At 71.1% G+C, this 16,736-nt stretch carries 13 protein-coding genes and 1 tRNA gene; 4 read left to right on the top strand and 10 right to left on the bottom strand.

Annotation, left to right across the window (positions count from 1 at the left end):
• Positions 1-17: 17 nt before the first annotated feature.
• Entirely contained in the window at positions 18-782 is a 765-nt protein-coding gene (gene heR / locus H5399_RS00885; protein ID WP_182781145.1) for a heliorhodopsin HeR, read from the top strand.
• 390 nt (positions 783-1,172) lie between these two features.
• Here the strand turns inward: heR and H5399_RS00880 are convergent, their stop codons facing one another.
• The 7 genes from H5399_RS00880 to H5399_RS00850 form a co-directional block, all read right to left on the bottom strand.
• Complete coding sequence (locus tag H5399_RS00880) at positions 1,173-2,663, bottom strand: nucleobase:cation symporter-2 family protein (RefSeq protein WP_182781144.1); 1,491 nt, start codon at positions 2,661-2,663, stop codon at positions 1,173-1,175.
• A complete protein-coding gene (locus H5399_RS00875; RefSeq protein ID WP_182781143.1) occupies positions 2,660-3,991 on the bottom strand; it encodes a glycosyltransferase in 1,332 nt (443 codons plus the stop codon). The genes H5399_RS00880 and H5399_RS00875 overlap by 4 nt, the downstream gene beginning before the upstream one ends.
• Entirely contained in the window at positions 3,966-5,849 is a 1,884-nt protein-coding gene (locus H5399_RS00870) for a glycosyltransferase (RefSeq protein ID WP_182781142.1), read from the bottom strand. Before H5399_RS00870 ends, H5399_RS00875 begins: the two co-directional genes overlap by 26 nt.
• Positions 5,850-5,897: 48 nt before the next feature.
• Positions 5,898-5,974: transfer RNA gene (locus tag H5399_RS00865), tRNA-Ile, on the bottom strand.
• Between the two features lie 57 nt (positions 5,975-6,031).
• Entirely contained in the window at positions 6,032-6,922 is an 891-nt protein-coding gene (locus tag H5399_RS00860; RefSeq protein ID WP_182781141.1) for a phosphoribulokinase, read from the bottom strand.
• A gap of 16 nt (positions 6,923-6,938) precedes the next feature.
• Entirely contained in the window at positions 6,939-8,006 is a 1,068-nt protein-coding gene (locus H5399_RS00855) for a class 1 fructose-1,6-bisphosphatase (protein ID WP_182781140.1), read from the bottom strand.
• A gap of 11 nt (positions 8,007-8,017) precedes the next feature.
• Entirely contained in the window at positions 8,018-9,421 is a 1,404-nt protein-coding gene (locus H5399_RS00850; RefSeq protein WP_182781139.1) for a ribulose-bisphosphate carboxylase, read from the bottom strand.
• A gap of 246 nt (positions 9,422-9,667) precedes the next feature.
• Here H5399_RS00850 and H5399_RS18375 point away from each other — a divergent pair, with 246 nt between their 5' ends.
• Positions 9,668-11,854: a GAF domain-containing sensor histidine kinase gene (locus H5399_RS18375; RefSeq protein ID WP_182781138.1), complete on the top strand. Its 2,187-nt coding sequence runs from the start codon at positions 9,668-9,670 to the stop codon at positions 11,852-11,854.
• Entirely contained in the window at positions 11,851-12,492 is a 642-nt protein-coding gene (locus H5399_RS00840) for a response regulator transcription factor (RefSeq protein WP_182781137.1), read from the top strand. The genes H5399_RS18375 and H5399_RS00840 overlap by 4 nt, the downstream gene beginning before the upstream one ends.
• Before the next feature lie 4 nt (positions 12,493-12,496).
• On the opposite strand, the gene H5399_RS00835 is transcribed toward H5399_RS00840, so the two are convergent.
• From H5399_RS00835 to H5399_RS00825, 3 genes are read right to left on the bottom strand one after another with little or no spacing between them, the layout of a single operon-like run.
• Entirely contained in the window at positions 12,497-13,966 is a 1,470-nt protein-coding gene (locus H5399_RS00835; RefSeq protein ID WP_370585656.1) for a multicopper oxidase family protein, read from the bottom strand.
• Position 13,967: 1 nt separating this feature from the next.
• The gene (locus tag H5399_RS00830; protein WP_182781136.1) at positions 13,968-14,447 is read right to left on the bottom strand and encodes a hypothetical protein; all 480 of its coding nucleotides are present in this window, start codon (positions 14,445-14,447) and stop codon (positions 13,968-13,970) included.
• 28 nt (positions 14,448-14,475) lie between these two features.
• Complete coding sequence (locus H5399_RS00825) at positions 14,476-15,192, bottom strand: hypothetical protein (RefSeq protein WP_182781135.1); 717 nt, start codon at positions 15,190-15,192, stop codon at positions 14,476-14,478.
• A 256-nt stretch (positions 15,193-15,448) separates the two neighbouring features.
• On the opposite strand from H5399_RS00825, the gene H5399_RS00820 reads away from it, so the two are divergent.
• Positions 15,449-16,720: a glycosyltransferase gene (locus H5399_RS00820; protein ID WP_182781134.1), complete on the top strand. Its 1,272-nt coding sequence runs from the start codon at positions 15,449-15,451 to the stop codon at positions 16,718-16,720.
• The last annotated feature ends 16 nt before the right edge of the window (positions 16,721-16,736 follow it).

Here is a 16,736-nt window from a genome sequence, read left to right as displayed (position 1 = left end):
GGGGCTACGTTGAGCTCATGACCCCACGGGATATCAGCTCTGCGGAGACGAGCCGGCTGCGCACCCTCAACCTGACCGCCGCCGCGCTGCACCTCGTCCAGGCGATCGCGGTGGTGCTCCTGGCCACCGATTTCGCCCTCCCGATCACCGCGTCCTACCTGTCAGGCCCGCCAGGGACCCCGCCCGGTCCCGCGACAGTCCAGATGGACCTCCCCACCGGCCTGGCCGTCGCAGGCTTCCTGGCCCTCTCGTTCCTCGCGCACCTCATCGTCGCCACGGTCTGGTTCCCCGGTTACATCAAGGACCTGTCGCTGCGGATCAACCGGGCGCGCTGGGTGGAGTACTCCCTCTCCTCGACGCTCATGATCGTGGTCATCTCCCAGTTGGTGGGCATCACCGACGTCGGCGCTCTCATCGGCATCGCCGGGGCGAACGTCTCCATGATCCTGTTCGGCTGGCTGCAGGAGAAGTACGAGCAGCCCGGGGGCGGCGGCTGGCTGCCGTTCATCTTCGGCTGCATCGCCGGCCTCGTCCCGTGGCTGGCCATCCTGTACTACACGATCGCCCCCGGCTCCGACGCTGAGCCTCCCGGCTTCGTCTACGCCATCGTCGTGTCCCTGTTCCTGTTCTTCAACGTCTTCGGCCTCAACCAGTGGCTGCAGTACCGGGCGAAGGGCAGGTGGGCCGACTACCTCGTCGGGGAGCGCAGCTACATCATCCTCAGCCTGGTCGCGAAGTCGCTGCTGGCCTGGCAGGTGTTCGGCGGAACCCTCGCCGGCTAAGCGGTCCTCCCCTTTGGTTCAGCAGGGTAAATCGGAAATGCTTGTCAGCTCCGGTTGCAACCCGAGACCGAGCGCAAGGGTGGGGGCAGGCAGGGCGGCGCCGCGTCGCGGTGCCCAACCCGACGATCACCCAACTGGCATCCCGCTCCAGCAGACCCAACCCCAACGCCGCCCTGCCGACCCGCACCCGGACAAGACCACGCCACAGGAGGACCGAGTGTGGGGAGACGGGAGACGATGCCCGGGCGGCCTCAACAACCTGACCACAGGAGGACCAGCAGCCACCAACAGACCCTGGACAAGGGCCGCCCGGGAATCGCCTCACGGCTCACCGCACCCGAGAACGAGATCCGCATGAAGGTGGGGACCGATCGGACGCGCCCCGTCGCCTCAGTGCTCGGCCTTCGCCGCGGCCCGGCGCACGGCGTCAGCGTCGTCGGTGGTGCCGTTGAAGAAGGCGTTGAGCGCCACCGCCGAGAAGGTGGCCAGCAGGATCCCCGATTCGATGAGGGGGTGGATCTCGGACGGCATCCACTGGCTGAAGTCGGGCGCGACCAGGGGAATCATGCCGATGCCCAGCGAGATCGCCACCACGAGCAGGCTGTTGCGGTTGGCGGCGAAGTCCACGCCCGACAGGATGCGGATGCCGGTGGCGGCCACCATGCCGAACATGGCGATGCCGGCGCCGCCGAGGACGGAGATGGGCAGTGCCTCGATCAGGGCGCCCATCTTGGGCACCAGTCCGAGCACGATCAGGATCCCGCCGCCCGCCACGCACACGAAGCGGCTCCGGACGCCGGTGACGCCCACCAGCCCCACGTTCTGGCTGAACGAGGTGTAGGGGAACGTGTTGAAGATGCCGCCGATGAGGGTGCCCAGGCCGTCGGTGCGCAGCCCTGCTGAGAGCATCGGCCGGGTCACGGGCTTTCCGGTCAGATCCCCCAGGGCGAGGAACATGCCGGTGGACTCGATGAGGACAACCACCATCACCAGCGACATCGTCACCACCATGACGGGGTCGAACAGGGGCATCCCGAAGTGGAAGGGCGTGATGAGCGCGAACCAGTCCGCCTCGACAACCCTGGTGAACGAGACCTTTCCGGCGGCGGCGGCGATCGCACTTCCGATGACGATGCCGAGCAGGACCGAGATGTTGGCGAGGAATCCCTTGCCGAAGCGCGCAACCACCACGATCGCGACGAGCACGGCCGCCGAGATGGCCAGGTCTCCCAGCGAGGCGTAGAGGGGGTTGGGGAGGCTGGGTGCGACGGTCAGCCCGGGCGGGACCGGCGGGACGGAGCTGCCTGGGGCCGAGGACAGGTCACCCACGGTGCTCAGCCAGTCCGCGTGGGATGGGTCCACGACGGTGGGCGCGGTGGGGCCGACCGGGTTGCCGAAGACCCAGTTGATGCCGATGCGCATGAGCGAGACGCCGATGACCAGGATGATGGTGCCCGTCACCACCGGCGGGAAGAATCGCAGCAGCCGGCTGACCAGCGGCGCGATGAGCATCGCGATGACACCGGCGGCCATGATCGAGCCGAACAGCTTCCGGGCCCCGTCGGCGCCCGGGTTGGCGGCCGCGATGGCGACCATGGGCCCCACGGCGGCGAAGGTGACGCCCATCATGACGGGCAGCCGGATGCCGAACCACTGGGTGGCGCCGAACGCCTGAAGGATGGTCACGACGCCGCACGCGAACAGGTCCGCGGAGATGAGGAAGGCCACCTCGGAGGGGGACAGTTGCAGCGCGCGGCCCACGATGAGCGGGACGGCGATCGCGCCGGCGTACATGACGAGTACGTGCTGCAGGCCCAGCGCGAACAGTTTCGGGGCCGGGGGCACCTCGTCGACGGGGTGGACTGCGGTGGTGCTGGTCATCGGAGACCTCCTCGGTCGGGGGCTTCTGTGTTGCCGGCCAGCACCGTCCGCGCCCGCAGCGCGCCGGGCCGGGCGGTGAGGTCGCTGGCCAGACCCGTCAGGCGGGCGGCGGCGGACGGGTCGAGCGACAGCAGCCGGGCGGCCGCCGCGCGCAGCTCGTCCGGGGTGGCGGCATTGGGATCGAGGACCTCACCGAATCCGGCGTCCTCCAGCGCGGCCGCACCGGCGAACTGGTCCGTGGACAGGGGAAGCAGCAGCAGCGGGACGCCCGCGGTGAGGGCCTCGGTGACGCTGTTGTTGCCGCCGTGCGAGACAGCCAGCGCCGAGCGGCCGAGCAGGGTCACCTGCGGCAGCACCTCGCGGACCAGCCAGGACGCCGGGATCGGGCCCAGCGCGTCCCGTGAGGTCGACCCGTTCGCGAGGGCGACCCGCACGTCGAGGCCGCGCAACGCCTCCGCGACACGCGCCAGCACATCGGAGCGCACGGACAGGAAGCTGCCGAGGCTGACGTAGACAATCGGGGCGTCACCAGAGGCCAACCAGGCGTCGACCTCGGCATCCGGCTCCTCGGTGCGGACGGCCGAGCCCAGGAACGCGTGTGGCCCCAGCAGTGCGGTGCGCCCGGGCGCGTGCAGCTCGCCTGGGTAGTTGAGCAGGAGCACGTCGCCCGTCTCGGCGAAGGCGTCGTCGCTGGCGACCGCGCCTGGGTCGAGGATGGCAAGCGCCTCGTTCCACTGGGCGGTGAACTGGTCGCGGACCCGCTCGCAGAGCCGGCGCAGGTCGGCCAGCGCGGCCGGATCGGGGTGGAGCGCCCGCGGCCAGGCGGGCGGATAGCCGTACACCTCGTCGCCGACGGTCAGCGCCGTCGGGTGGCCGAGGACGACGTCGCCGTGCCGGACACCGGCGCTCGCCAGCGCCAGCCGCGCACTGAAGGCGAGGTGGTCCACGATCACCTGGTCTGGGCGCACCCGGTCGACGACCCGCTGCACCTCGCGGGCGACGGTGAGCGGATCCCACAGCAGGTCGTCACCTCGGGCCTCCGCCTGGAACGCGAGCGTCTCGACGGCGCCGCGTCGGGTGGCGTCGAAGAAGCCGCGGAGGGCGTCGCCCTCTCCGCGCGGCTGGTCCTCGGCCCGGATCACGCCCGGGTTGGAGCCCCGGCCGAGCTGCAGATTCTCGCGCTCGAACCCGAACCGGCGCACGATGGCGTCGGTCGCGGGCCCGGTGGCGACGACGACACGCTCGCCGGCGTCCTGCCAGGCAGTCGCCAACGTGGCGAGCGGGTACAGGTGCGAGGCGTAGTCAGGACTGATGACGAGCAGTGTCATGAGTGACCTCCTGGTAGATCGCCGCGAGCGCGGATGCCATCGTCTGGATGCTGAACTTGTTGCTGACCAAGGCCCGGGCCTTCTCGGCGCTGTCGGCAGCGCCCGGCGCGGAGGCGAGATCGAGGGCGGAGGCCAGCGCCGCTCCGAGGGCGACGGGCGATCCGGTGTCGGCGAGCAGGCCGGTGACGCCGTGCTCCACGTAGGTGGCGGGGCCGCCCTCGCGCGGAGCCACGACGATGAGGCCAGAGGCCATCGCCTCAAGGATGGCGATGCCGAACTCCTCCTTGAGGCTCGCCGACACGTAGACGCCGGCGGGCCCGGCGTGCCCGGGGCGGCCCAGCCTCACCGCCGCGAGCCACGCCGCGACAACGCCGTTGGGCCGGTGCCCGGCGAGCAGGAGGCCGCGCGCCGGGCCATCGGGCCGGGGGACCGCGGCGTCGATCTGGCTCAGCTGCTCGGTCTCGTCGTCGGAGGGGGTCTGCAGGTCCCCGCCCACGATCAGCAGGTTGCAGCGGCGCGTGAGGGTCGGGTCGGACGCCCAGGCCTCGACCAGGGTCGCCATTCCCTTGACGCGGTGCAGCCGCCCGACGGTGATCGCCAGCGGGAGGCCGCGACGCTCGGGCGGAAGGCCGGAGAGCAGAGTGTCCAGGTTCGCGAGGGCGGTCGCGGTGTCCTCCGGGACCGGGGTGCCGTTCAACGCGTCCGACACCTCGCGGGCGGCCCGTTCCAGGGGTGCCAGGTCGATGCCCTCGGGCACGACGCTGACCCGGTGCGCGTCGTCGGGGTCAAGGTGCAGAAGGTCGCGGAGATCCCGGGCCAGGTCCGGGCGCGGGAACACGACGAGGTGCGCGGCCTGGGCGGCGAGGTCGCGGAGGAGCCGGAAGCGGAACACGAGGTGTTCGGCGTTGTCGGCGGCCCCGAAGGTGTCGCGGGCGAGGGTGCCGGCGGCGTCGCGGGCGGCGATCAGGGCGTGGGGGTCGGGCGCGAGGGTGAGCACGGTCGGGATACCCAGCTCGCGCGCCACCTCGGCGGCGGCCCAGGACCCGACGTCGGCCATCCGCAGGTGCAGGACGTCGACGCGTCCGGCCGATCGCAGGATCCGCCTCACTCCTCGGCGGGCCCTGAGGCGCAGCGGCCAGGCGTCGGGGGCCTGCCGGACGGGCCCGGGCAGGGGAACCGACAGGTAGTGGTGGCCGGGGCCGGCCAGGTCGTCGGGGAGGCGCATCCGGCCGGGATTCCCCCGCGACAGGGTGAGAACCCGCTCGACGGTCCCTCCGGCGAGCAGGGCGTCGCCGAGGTGGACGAGCAGCGTGGCGATGCCGCCGGTGTCGCCCTGACCGGCGTGGCTGAGGGTGCCGTCGATGTCGGCGTGGAGGTACAGCTGGGCGACGGTGAGGCCGGTTCCCGCTGCGGGGGGAGCCGGCTCGTCGTCTGGGTCGTCGTCGGAATCGTCAGGGGTCAGGCCCCACGTCTCGAGGGTGGCCTCGGCGAGGGTGCCGGTGAAACCGCCGGCGGCGGCGATGACCTCAAGCGCCGGCACGGCGTCGGGTATCCGCGGCGCAGAGGACAGTGCCCAGGCGGCGTGCTCACGCAGGTGGGCCGACGGGGAGGTCAGGAGCGGCACCAGCAGGCCGGAGGCCGTGGCCGCCCCCGCTGCGGCGGCAGCGTGCACCGCGGCGATGGCGGTGAGGTCGTCGCCGGAGGCCTCGATGGCGTCATTGAGCGGCTCGGCGGCCGCCGACCCGTCGCGGCGGGCGGCCGCGGTGAGGGCATCCATCAGGTCCAGCCCTGCGAGCAGCGTGGGAGCGCGACGGACTGCGTCAAGGATTTCCTGGGTGCTGCCCGCGTCCGGACTCATGAGCCCACGCTAGCCGCTGCGCTGGTGTGGCGGTGAACGCCACTTCATTGGTGGGCCTAACTGGACTTGAACCAGTGACCTCTGCCTTATCAGGGCAGCGCTCTAACCGTCTGAGCTATAGGCCCGTTCACCGACGCGTAAGTCTAGCGCACCGCTCGCCGGGGCAGCAAACAGACCCCGTCTCAGCCCATGGCGCGGGCCCTCGCCTTCCGGCTCGCCTCGACCAGCCGCCAGATCAGCGGGGTGAAGATCAGCTGCATGGCCAGGTGCATCTTGCCGCCGGGCACGACGATGCTGTTAGCCCGCGACATGAACGAGCCGTCGATCATGGACAGCAGGTAGGGAAAGTCGATGCCGCGCGGGTCCGCGAATCGGATCACCACCATCGACTCGTCCAGCGTGGGGATCCACCCGGCGATGAACGGGTTCGACGTGTCCACCACGGGCACCCGCTGGAAGTTGATGTGGGTGTTGGAGAACTGCGGGCAGATGTAGTGCACGTAGTCGGGCATCCGGCGCAGGATGGTGTCGGTGACCGCCTCCGTCGAGTAGCCGCGCGTGTTCCGGTCGCGGTGCAGCTTCTGGATCCATTCCAGGTTGATGATCGGGACCACCCCGATCCGCAGGTCGACGTGCCGGGCGACGTCGACGCTGTCCGTGCGCACCGCGCCGTGCAGGCCCTCGTAGTAGAGGAGGTCGGTGCCGCCGGGGAGGTCCTCCCAGGGGGTGAAGGTGCCTGGCGGACGCCCGTAGATCCGGGCCTCCTCGTCGTCGTGGACGTACTGGCGCACCCGTCCGGTGCCGGTCCGGCCGTACTCCGCGAACAACTGCTCGAGCTCGTCGAAGAGGTTCGCCTCCGGCCCGAAGTGGCTGGGCGCGATCTCGCCGGTCTCGAGGGCGTCGGCGTAGACCGCCTTCATCTCCTCCCTGTCGTAGCGGTGGAAGGAGTCGCCGTGGATCACCGACGACGTGATGGACTCCCGCGCGAATATCTGCGCGAACGTGTCGGTGACGGTGGTGGTGCCCGCCCCCGAGGAGCCGGTGATGGCGACGACTGGATGCAGATCGGACATGGCTGTCTCCGTCTTCCTAGGGCTCGATGAACAAGGTGCGGCTGTGGAACAACGGATACGACGAGCCTTCGTCGAGTCCCTGCTCGTGTTCCTGGTAATACCGCTCGACGCGCGCCACCTCGTCGGCGGCCCCGAAGTAGATGGGCAGACGCTGGGTGAGGGAGGTCGGGACCACGTCGAGGACCCGCTGGGCGCCGGTGGAGGCCGCGCCGCCCGCCTGCTCGGCCAGGAGCGCCAGCGGGGCCGCGTTGTGCATCAGCGGCACCCCCCAGAGGGCGCCGCGGCGGCCGGTGTCGGGCGCCATGAACATCCCGCCGTGGACGAGGATTCGGAAAGCCCCGATCACGGCGGATGCGTTCCAGCGCATCTTGAAGTCACGCCCGCGCGGACCCTCCGCGCCGCGGAGGCACTCGTCGACGTACCGCTTCGTGTGTGCCGGCCAGTGCATGGCCTCGGACGGATTGATGGCGAAGCTGTCCGACCGGCTCGGGATGGTCATCGCCTGATCGGTGAGCACGAAGTTGCCGACGTCGCGGTCCAGGGTGAAGCCGTCCACCCCCCGCCCCGTAGTGAGCACCAGCAGAGTGCTGGGTCCGTACAACCCGAGCCCGGCACACACCTGCCTGGAGCCGGGCTGCAGGAAGTCGGCCTCGGTGCAGGGCGCATCGACCTCTGCGCGCTCCAGGATGGAGAACGCCAGCCCCGCCGTCTGGTTCTCGCACAGGTTGACCGACCCGTGCAGCGCCTCGAAGACCAGCAGGTACCGGGCGCGTGGCGAGCGGGAGATCGGGTGGATGCTCGGGTCACCGGCCACCGACACGGCCGCCAACTGCTCGATCCCGGCGGCCTGGTCGAGCAGGATCCGGGTGGCGAGCCGGCGCAGTCCCCGATGGAGCTGGGCGTGATCCCCCTGGCCGTCCTGAGCGACGGCGCCCAGCGACAACTGGCCGCGGCTCACCATGGCCGCGGTGAGCTTCACCGACACCGCGACAGCGCTCAGGATGTGGGCGTAGTCGTGGGCCGGGGAATCGTCGCGCTCGTCGTGGAGGTCCAGGAGGTACTGGGTCAAGGTCCGCGGCGCCATGACCGTCCCCCTCAGTCGGTGTCGACGGAGGGGGAGGCTTCATCGGCGACGCCCAAGGCCTGGCGCCATCCGGGGTAGAGGAGGTCCGCGTCGGCCGGGAACGACTCGAAGGCCCGCGCGAACTCACGATGCTCGACGGCCCACTCGACGGGGTCGGCCCCGGCCGCCCAGCACTCGTGCGCCTGCCGGAGCGACCTTCCGCCGGCCGCGGCGCCGTCGAGGTGGCCGTACGCGCCGCCTCCTGCGGTGTTGATGATGTTGGCGTGGCCGAGGTTGGCGAAGAAGCCCGGCAGCCGCAGCGCGTTCATGCCCCCGGAGACGATCGGCGTGGTGGGGCGCATCCCGTGCCACTCCTGGAAGTACGCGGGGCCCTGGTACTCGTCGCGCTCGCAGATGTAGGCGATGGCGCGATCGTCGCGGGCGCCCTCCATCTTCCCGTACCCCATGGTGCCCACGTGGATGCCCGAGGCCCCCTGCAGCCGCGACATCTTGGCCAGCACGTAGGCGGTGTATCCGCGCTTGGAGCTGGGAGAGGTGACCGCCCCGTGGCCGGCACGGTGGTAGTGGAGGTACTGGCGGGAGAAGTAGCGGCGGGCGGTCGTCACGGCGCCCGGGCCGCCGACGTAGCCGTCGACCAGGAACGCCACCTTGTCGGCGTCCGGCCCGAAGGCCTCGAGGATGAACTCGCCGCGCGCGATCATCTCGGCGTGGTCGTCGGCGGTGATGTTGGCGCTGAACAGCTTCGCCTCGCCGGTCTCGTCCATCGCCCGCTTCATGGCGTCGTAGACCAGCGGGATGGTCTTCCGCATGGGCGAGAACACCTGGTTGCCCTGCGGCTCGTCGTTCTTGATGAAGTCGCCGCCCAGCCAGAACTCGTAGGCGGCCTGCGCGAAGGGCTCGGGGCGGAGGCCCAGCTTCGGCTTGATGATGGTGCCGGCGATGTAGCCGCCGTCGATCACTGGCCGGCCCAGGATCCGCCACAACTCGGCGATGCCCATAGCGGGCCCGTCGAACAGGTTGATCGCCGCGCGCGGCACGTAGAAGTCGTACATCTTGGCGTACTCGATGTCGCCCATGCCCTGGTTGTTGCCGATGGTCAGGGTGAGGAACGAGACCATCATCATCCGGCCGTCGATGATGTTGCGGTCGAAGAGGTCCAGCGGGTAGGCGATCCGCATCTCCTCGGTGGCCTCGTCCACGTGGTAGACCAGAGCGTCGAAGCTCTTGGTGAAGTCGTCGGTGGTGGACACCTCGACGTTGGTGCCCGTCGAGGACTCCGCGGCGAAGTGCGCGGCGGCCTCCAGATAGGAGCCGGACCTCGGCCTCATGGTGTAGGCGCACAGGATGTGTTGTCCCCCGGCGATGAGGTCTTCCTCACGGAGGCTGAGATCGGCGTAACGGGCAGTCTGGTCCACGATGACTCCTCGAAGGAACGGGTCGAGCTTCGGTGCTTCCGCCTGCGGTGAACCTCAGGCTAAGCCACTACATCGCGTAGTACGTCGGCGGCGGTGCGTTGGTGCGGGTCGGCCGCGGTCGCCTGCACGGATGCGCAGGAACCTCCTTCGGTGTCGGGGCCGTGACCGACGGGAGAGCCGTGCTCGTCAGCCTCTGGTCACAGGAAGGGTGTTCTGGGACGATGACCTGAACGGGAGGAGACTCCGGTGTCGCCGCCAGCCCAAGGTCCGCAGTGGGACGCCCTAGCAGGCGCACTCCTGGCGTGCCTCGCCGCCGTGGTGTTCATCGGCTTTCGGCTGGTGATCCCCGCGGAGTGCGCGTGGCTCTCCCCGCAGGCGGACGCGTTCAGCGCTGAGGGGGTTCTCCCTCAGGTGCACCTGGGCTGCCCGATTCCCGACGGAAGCCTCATCAGCACTGTGCAGGTTGTCGACGGGCGTGCTGACGTCACGGTCGAGCCGGGGTCGCGAAGCGTGCCGCTCGAGCTCGTGGCCCAGGCGGGTTCGCTCGCGCTCCAGGCCTGGCGCGCGGGCGGGACGCTGCTGTTCGTGACCGCCCTCTTTGCCCTGTCCGGGTTCGCGATCAGCCGCCGTCCGAGCGACCCCGCGGCCGGGGCCAACCTGGTCTTCGCCGCCGCCCTCCTCGGCAGCACCGTCGTGACCGTGGCGGGTCTGCCGCCGTCGTGGGCCTTCACCGGGATGCTGCGATGGCTTTTTGTGCTCAACGTCGGGTTCTTCTACACCCTCGCGTGGAGCGGGATGCTGGCCTGGGCGCTCCAGTTCCCCACGCCGCTGGCCCCGTGGATGCGGGGGGTGCGAGCGAGGGTGCTGATCACCTGGGGTCCACCCCTGCTGTGGGCAGCCCTCGCTGCCGTCAGCGGAGCCGGAACCGCGTTCCCTGGCTGGATGGCCCGCGCCATACCCCTGCAGACCGTCTTCACCGTCGTAGGGCTGTCAGCCTCCATGGGGGTTCTGGTGCTGCGGATGGTCCTCACCCGCCGCCCCGGCGGCGACCCGGTGCATCGGCAGCAGCTGCTCTGGCTTGGCGGGTCCGGGATCGTGGCGGGACTGCTGGCGTTGGCGTTCTGGATCGCCCCATCGCTGCTCATCGGGCGGTCGCTGCTGCCCGACGAGCTGATCGGTCTGCCTGGTCTGTTCTATGTCGCTGGCATGAGCGTCGCGATGCTGCGCTACCGGCTCTTCGACCTGGACGTCGTGCTCGGCCGGACCCTCGTCTACGCGGCGCTCACGGTTGTCGCGGTGAGCGTGTACCTCCTGACCGTGGCGGTCCTGACCGCCCTGATCGCCGACCAGCCCACCGGTGTCGCCGTGGCCGGCGCGGTCGCCGTGGCGATCCTGGTCAATCCGGTGCGGGTCCGGCTGGAGAGCTGGGTCAGCAGGGGCCTCTACGGCGATCGGGACGATCCCTACGTGGCGCTGGCACGGCTCGCAGGTCTGCTCAGCGCACGGGAGGTCTCGTGGCCCGAGGTCGCCGCCGACCTCCGCCGGGCGTTGCGTGTTCCATACGTGTCGGTGCGGACGGAGCAGAACCGGCTCGCCGAGGCCGGCATTCAGCCGGAAGACGAGGCCCGGCTACGTGTCACGCCCCTGGTGCATGCGGACGTCACGCTGGGCAGCCTCTTGGTGGCCACCCGCGGTCGTGGGGGCGGCTTCGCCCCGGCCGAACGTCGCCTGCTCCAGGACCTCGGCAACCAGGTCGCCTCCGCCCTCCACGAGGAGGAGCTCGACGAGGAGGTCCGCGCCTCCTGGCAGCGGCTGATCCTGGCCCGAGAGGACGAGCGGCGGATGCTGAGACGAACCCTGCACGACGATGTGGGCCCGACCATCGCGGCCATCCCCCTACGCACCGAGACGGTCCGCCGGCTGATGGTGCCGCAGGCGACCGAGGAGGTGGCGGCACTCCTGGACCGGATCGAGCACGACGCCACCCGTGCCGCGGACGCGGTGCGGCATCTCGCCTACGACCTCCGACCTCCCGCACTCGACGACCTGGGCCTGGCCTCGGCGCTGGAGGAGCTGGCCGTCGGCCTGGCGCCCCTGGTGGTGCACCTCGACACGGGTGGCATCGGCTCCACCGGCACGCCGCTTCCTCCCGCCGTCGAGGTCGCGACCTACCGGATCGTGTCCTCCGCGTTGGCCAACGCGGCCCGCCACGCCCAGGCGGAGGCGTGCTGGGTGACCCTCCGCCGCGTCGACGGAACGCTCGAGATCGAGGTGGCCGACGACGGCGTCGGCCCGCCCGCCGACCTCCACGCCGGGGTGGGGCTCACCGCGATGCGCGAGCGGGCCGCAGAGCTCGGCGGAACCTGCACGATCCAGTCCCGGCTCGCCGGCGGCACCGTTCTGCGCGCCGTGCTACCGATGGAGGGGCCATGAGCATCACCGGTGTCCGCGTTCTCGTTGTGGACGACCATCCCCTCTACCGCGAGGGCCTGGTGGGCCTGCTCGGCACGACGGACGACCTGGCGGTGGTCGGGCAGGCCGCCGATGGCCTCGAGGCGGTCAGGCTCGCGGCCGAGCTCTCGCCGGACATCGTGGTGATGGACGTCACCATGCCAGGGCTCGACGGGATCGAGGCGACGCGGCGGATCGTCGCGGCCGACCCCGACGTGCGGGTGCTGATGCTGAGCATGCTCGACGACTCCAGCGTCGCCGACGCGGTCGCGGCGGGTGCGCGCGGCTACGTGGTGAAGTCGGCCACGCCGGACGCGACGCTGGCCGCGATCCGGTCGGTGGCCCAAGGCGACATCATCTTCTCCTCCGCCCTGGCGGCGCGGCTCACTGCGATGGTGGCGGGCGGCAGCGGCGGCCGGGCGCCTTTCGTCGAACTGACGACGAGGGAGCGGGAGGCGCTGGAACTGGTGGCCAAGGGCTGGGACAACCCCCGCATCGCCCGGCACCTCGGGATCGCGGACAAGACGGTCCGCAACCTGGTCTCGCTCATCCTGGTCAAGCTGCAGGTGGCCGACCGCGCCTCCGCGATCGAGAAGGCGCGCCGGGCGGGCCTGGGCTGAGCCCCTACTCGGGTTGGTTCCCGTGGTCGCCGCCCACGACGAAGGGGCTGTGGTAGCCCTCGTAGGCGAGGTGCGTCATCAGCCCCTCCCGCGCGTGCGGGAGGTTGTGGCAGTGGTCCATCCAGATGCCAGGGTTGTCTGCAACCATCGCCACCTCATAGGTCTCGCCCGGCTCGACGTTCAGCGAGTCGACGAGCCAGGGCGACCCGGTGGCCCGGACGCCGTCGCGCGAGACCACCAGCAGGTGGTGGCCGTGCAGGTGCATCGGGTGCACCTCGCCGCTCTCGTTCGACACCAGGAACCGGACACGCTCCCCGGTGCGCACCATGAACATCGGCACGTCCGGGTAGAGGCCGCCGTTGATCGTCCACCACGACCCCGGTCGGCCGTCGAGGAGCCCGAACCGGCGGCCGATCCGGTACTCGAACGTGCGATCCGGCTGCCCCAGGTCGTGGAAGGTCCGTCCCGGTGAGCCGTAGCTGAGCAGGTCCACCAGCGCCCGGGGCGCCGGGGAGTGTGGCGCCCCCGTGCCGCCGACGGAGACCGAGGCCCCGGCGAACTCCACCCGGGCACCGCCCGTCGGCACCACGACCTCCAGGTCCGCCCGCCCGCCGGCGGTGACCAGCAGCGCCTCCCCCGTCACCGGACCCGGACGGTTCACCGTGCGGCCGTCGACCGCGACCACCCGGTAGGAGGCCCCGGACACCCAGACGGGCATCGGACCGGCGTCGGTGTTGATCACCCGCACCCTGGCGGTGTCACCGGGGCGTGCGGGGTGCGCGAACCCGCCCGGCGTCCCGTTGACGGTGCGGGTCCCGGCGTACGCGTGCACGAGCGCGATGGCGTCCACCACGCCCGGATCCGGCGCTGCGGGGTCCACCACGAGCGCCCCCAGCAATCCGCCGCTGACCTGCGGATGGGAGACCTGGTGCGAGTGGTACCAGTAGGTCCCCTCCTGGGCGACGAAGCGGTAGACGAACCCCTCCCCCGGCGCGATCGCGTCCTGGGTCACCCCGGCGACGCCGTCCATCGCGTTGGGCAGGTCGACGCCGTGCCAATGGAGCGTCATGCCGTCTGCCACGTTCTGGTTGGTGACCTGGACCTCGACCAGCTCCCCGGCGCGGGCCCGGATGGTGGGCCCGGGGGTCGTTCCGTTCAGGGTGAAGCCGTCGAAGGGCGGGACCCCTGGCAGCGTGACCCGCTCGGCCCTCGCCACGAGGTCCACCCGGACGTCCGGCGCGCGATCGGGGTCGGGCACGAGGGTGCCGATGTCCACCCCGCCCTGGGCGTGGCCGTGGGAGGTCGCCCCGGCAGGCTGAGGGCCGCCGCCGTAGTCCGGGTACCCCATCGAGGTCATGGAGTAGGTGCCCGGGAGCAGGCTGGCCGCCCACACCCAGGCGGAGCATCCGAGCGCCAGCACCAGGACCCCGGCGCCGACGACCCGCCGCGACACCCACGACGCCCTGGTGCTCACGTCACACCGCCACCGATCCCCGGGCGTTCGTCGGCGTCACGTCAGATGCCGCGACCGGCCTCCGCGCGTTGCGCAGGGCGGACACTGCCGCAAGGAGCAGCAGGAGGGCGTTGAGGCCGTGGAAGATCGCCAGCACCGCCATGCCGTGGGCGGCGTACCCGAGGGTCATCTGGAGCGCGACGAGCCCGAGCACGATCGCGGCCCACATGAGGGCGCGCGGGACCCGGGTGAAGAATGACACCACCAGCAGAGCCAGGGCGACGGCGGGGATGACGATGCCGCCGTTCAGGCCGTGGATCAGGATGCCGAGGACCTCCGGGAACGGCAGCGGGCCTCCCGTGTCCTCCATCATCGACTTGTCCACGACCGCGCCGCCCATGATGTAGGCGCCGAGGCCGGCGGAGGCCCAGGCGTGGGAGGCGGCCTGCACGCCCACCAGGGCGGCGACGGTGCCCGCGAGAACGCGGTAGACGGTGATCATCGGTTTCTCCTTCCGTTGCGCGGACGCCTCATGCGTCCGGCTGGTCATGGGTCGAGGTGTCGGCTTCGGCGGCGGGCCGCAGGTGGCGGCCGAGGAGGACGAACCAAAGTGGCCAGGCGAGCCAGAGCGCGCCGCCGAGCGCGATTCCGGGGTAGAGCAGCGCCTTTGCGGCCGCCGAGCCCCAGGGGAACAGGAAGGAGGCGCCGGTCAACGCGAACCCGGCGGCCAGCCCGTAGCCCACGCCCCCGCCCGTCCTCCAGATGGACCGGGGCATCCGGGGATCCCGCGACCACGCCGTGTTCAGCCAGGCCATCCATGCGGCCTGCAGCGTGATGGCCACCATGGAGATCGCCGTCGACGGCTCGAAGGGCAGGACCTGGGCCACCAGGAGAACACCGGAGGCCGCCGCGACCAGGCAGGTGCCGGCGATCAGCCGGACGAAGCCCCGTTCTCGCGCCGTGCGGGCGGCGCCACGGCTGATCCGCGGCACCAGGCTGGCCAGGAGCACGTTCGCCGCCGCGCTCAGGAGGTCGTTGATCGGTCCCCAGGGCGCGGCGCTGCCACCCCGGGCGAGCGAGACGAACATGACGATGAGGAAGGCGCCCGAGGCAAGCATCACCACGCCGAGCGCCACGAGCCTGGCCGAGTCTCTCTGGTCGGGCTCCGGCGCGACGAACACGACGGCGACCCTCGGCTCGGTACCGAGCCGGTCCTGCCCCGTGGCAGGTGTTGAGGTGCTGGACATCTGCTGCTCCTCCTCGGGGTGCGTTCAGAAGTCCAGTCTTCGGCGCGGTTGTCCCGGGCGTCACGGGACAACCGTCCCGACGCTCCGGGATTCCTGACGGCTGCGATGTCCCTGAGAGGTCCGCGCGGCTCCTCCGACGCTCCGGTGGCGCGCCGTCCGCCCTTGTCGCGGATCGCTTGCCGGTCCCGAGTCGCTGAGGCGCCGCGTCGTCCCGTACCGTGCGTTCCGCACCCAGTGGATTGCCAGGAGGAACCCCGTGACCCGTCCCACACGAAGGCTCGTCCTCGTCGTGCGCGCCGACCCCGTCATCTGCGGCCACTCCGGCGAGGCGCGCAACCTGGCGGAGGCGGCTCTGGACCAGGGCTTCGACGACGTGCGCATCATCACCTGGCCCCTCGACCGGCTGATCGAGTCCGAGCTGCCGCTCAAGCCACTCGACTCGATCTCCCCCTACCGGGAGGGCATCACGGTCGAACGGCCCGAGCCGGTCGGCAACTACAAGATCCTCGACGGCCGGTACCTCGCAGGCCTGACCGGCCGGCTCTTCGAGCTCTTCACCGACGGCGTCCCCACCGTCTGCATGTCGCTGTACCTCACCCCCCACGCGGTGGCGGTCGACGACGCACTCCGCGCGGCGCATCGCTCGGGGCTCCCGGTCAGGGTGGTCACGATCGCCGAGGCCGTCGGGTCGGACATCACCAACGTGGTCCGCAACTGCATCGAGTCCGGTCGCTACGGCGCGGCCGCCCACCTGCTCACGACCTATCTCGCCAACGACCTCTGCGTGGCGGTCTCGGAGTACACCCGCGACCTCATCGTCAGCGAGGCAGCCCTCCTGGACGCCGATCACGGCACAGACTTCGCCGAGCAGTGTCGCCGCAAGGTCCAGATCTCGTACCCGGCCATCCACGCGGCCCAGTTCACCGACCTGGACCCGCAGGACACCCACGACGCCCTCGAGGCCCGCGGACTGTCGCGCCGGGGCTACGTCCTGTTCCTCTCGCGCCTCAGCCTGGCCAAGGGCGTCGACGACCTTATCGAGGGCTTCGCGCGCAGCGCCGCCGCCGAACGGGTCCGGTTGGTCGTCGCAGGCAACGGCCCCGAGGCACCCAGGCTCAGGGAGCTCGCCGCCGAGTCACCCGTCGCCGACCGCGTCGTGTTCCTCGACGACGTCAGCGACGAGGAGAAGCCGCACCTCATGGCCGGCTGCGCGGCGTTCGTGCTCCCGAGCAAGCCCGTCCCGGAGTTCGTCGAGACGTTCGGGATCGCCTTGGCGGAGAGCATGCTCGCCGGGGGTGGACCCGTCATCACCACCACCACGGGTGGGATCGGCGAGGCGGTGGGCGACTGCGCCCTCTTCATCGGCGTGGAGGATCCCGACGGCATCGCGGCGGCCCTCGACCACGCGGTCCTGGTGATGACCGACGCCGAGCGCGCCGACCTGGCCGACCGTGCCCTCCGGCACGCGCTGCAGTTCGACCGCACCGCCGTCTACGAGCGGCTGATCGCCCGCATCCCCGCCCCCTGACCATCACGAGCCAGGG

Origin of the sequence: Tessaracoccus sp. MC1627 (assembly GCF_014164725.1) — a bacterium.
Classification (GTDB): Bacteria; Actinomycetota; Actinomycetes; order Propionibacteriales; family Propionibacteriaceae; genus Arachnia.
This window is presented reverse-complemented; position numbering and strand designations above follow the sequence as displayed.

Bases quoted from the DNA above. Each gene is read 5' to 3' on its own strand.
- heR (WP_182781145.1), top strand. From the start codon at position 18: ATGACCCCACGGGATATCAGCTCTGCGGAGACGAGCCGGCTGCGCACC.
- H5399_RS00880 (WP_182781144.1), bottom strand. From the start codon at position 2,663: ATGACCAGCACCACCGCAGTCCACCCCGTCGACGAGGTGCCCCCGGCC.
- H5399_RS00875 (WP_182781143.1), bottom strand. From the start codon at position 3,991: ATGACACTGCTCGTCATCAGTCCTGACTACGCCTCGCACCTGTACCCG.
- H5399_RS00870 (WP_182781142.1), bottom strand. From the start codon at position 5,849: ATGAGTCCGGACGCGGGCAGCACCCAGGAAATCCTTGACGCAGTCCGT.
- H5399_RS00860 (WP_182781141.1), bottom strand. From the start codon at position 6,922: ATGTCCGATCTGCATCCAGTCGTCGCCATCACCGGCTCCTCGGGGGCG.
- H5399_RS00855 (WP_182781140.1), bottom strand. From the start codon at position 8,006: ATGGCGCCGCGGACCTTGACCCAGTACCTCCTGGACCTCCACGACGAG.
- H5399_RS00840 (WP_182781137.1), top strand. From the start codon at position 11,851: ATGAGCATCACCGGTGTCCGCGTTCTCGTTGTGGACGACCATCCCCTC.
- H5399_RS00830 (WP_182781136.1), bottom strand. From the start codon at position 14,447: ATGATCACCGTCTACCGCGTTCTCGCGGGCACCGTCGCCGCCCTGGTG.
- H5399_RS00825 (WP_182781135.1), bottom strand. From the start codon at position 15,192: ATGTCCAGCACCTCAACACCTGCCACGGGGCAGGACCGGCTCGGTACC.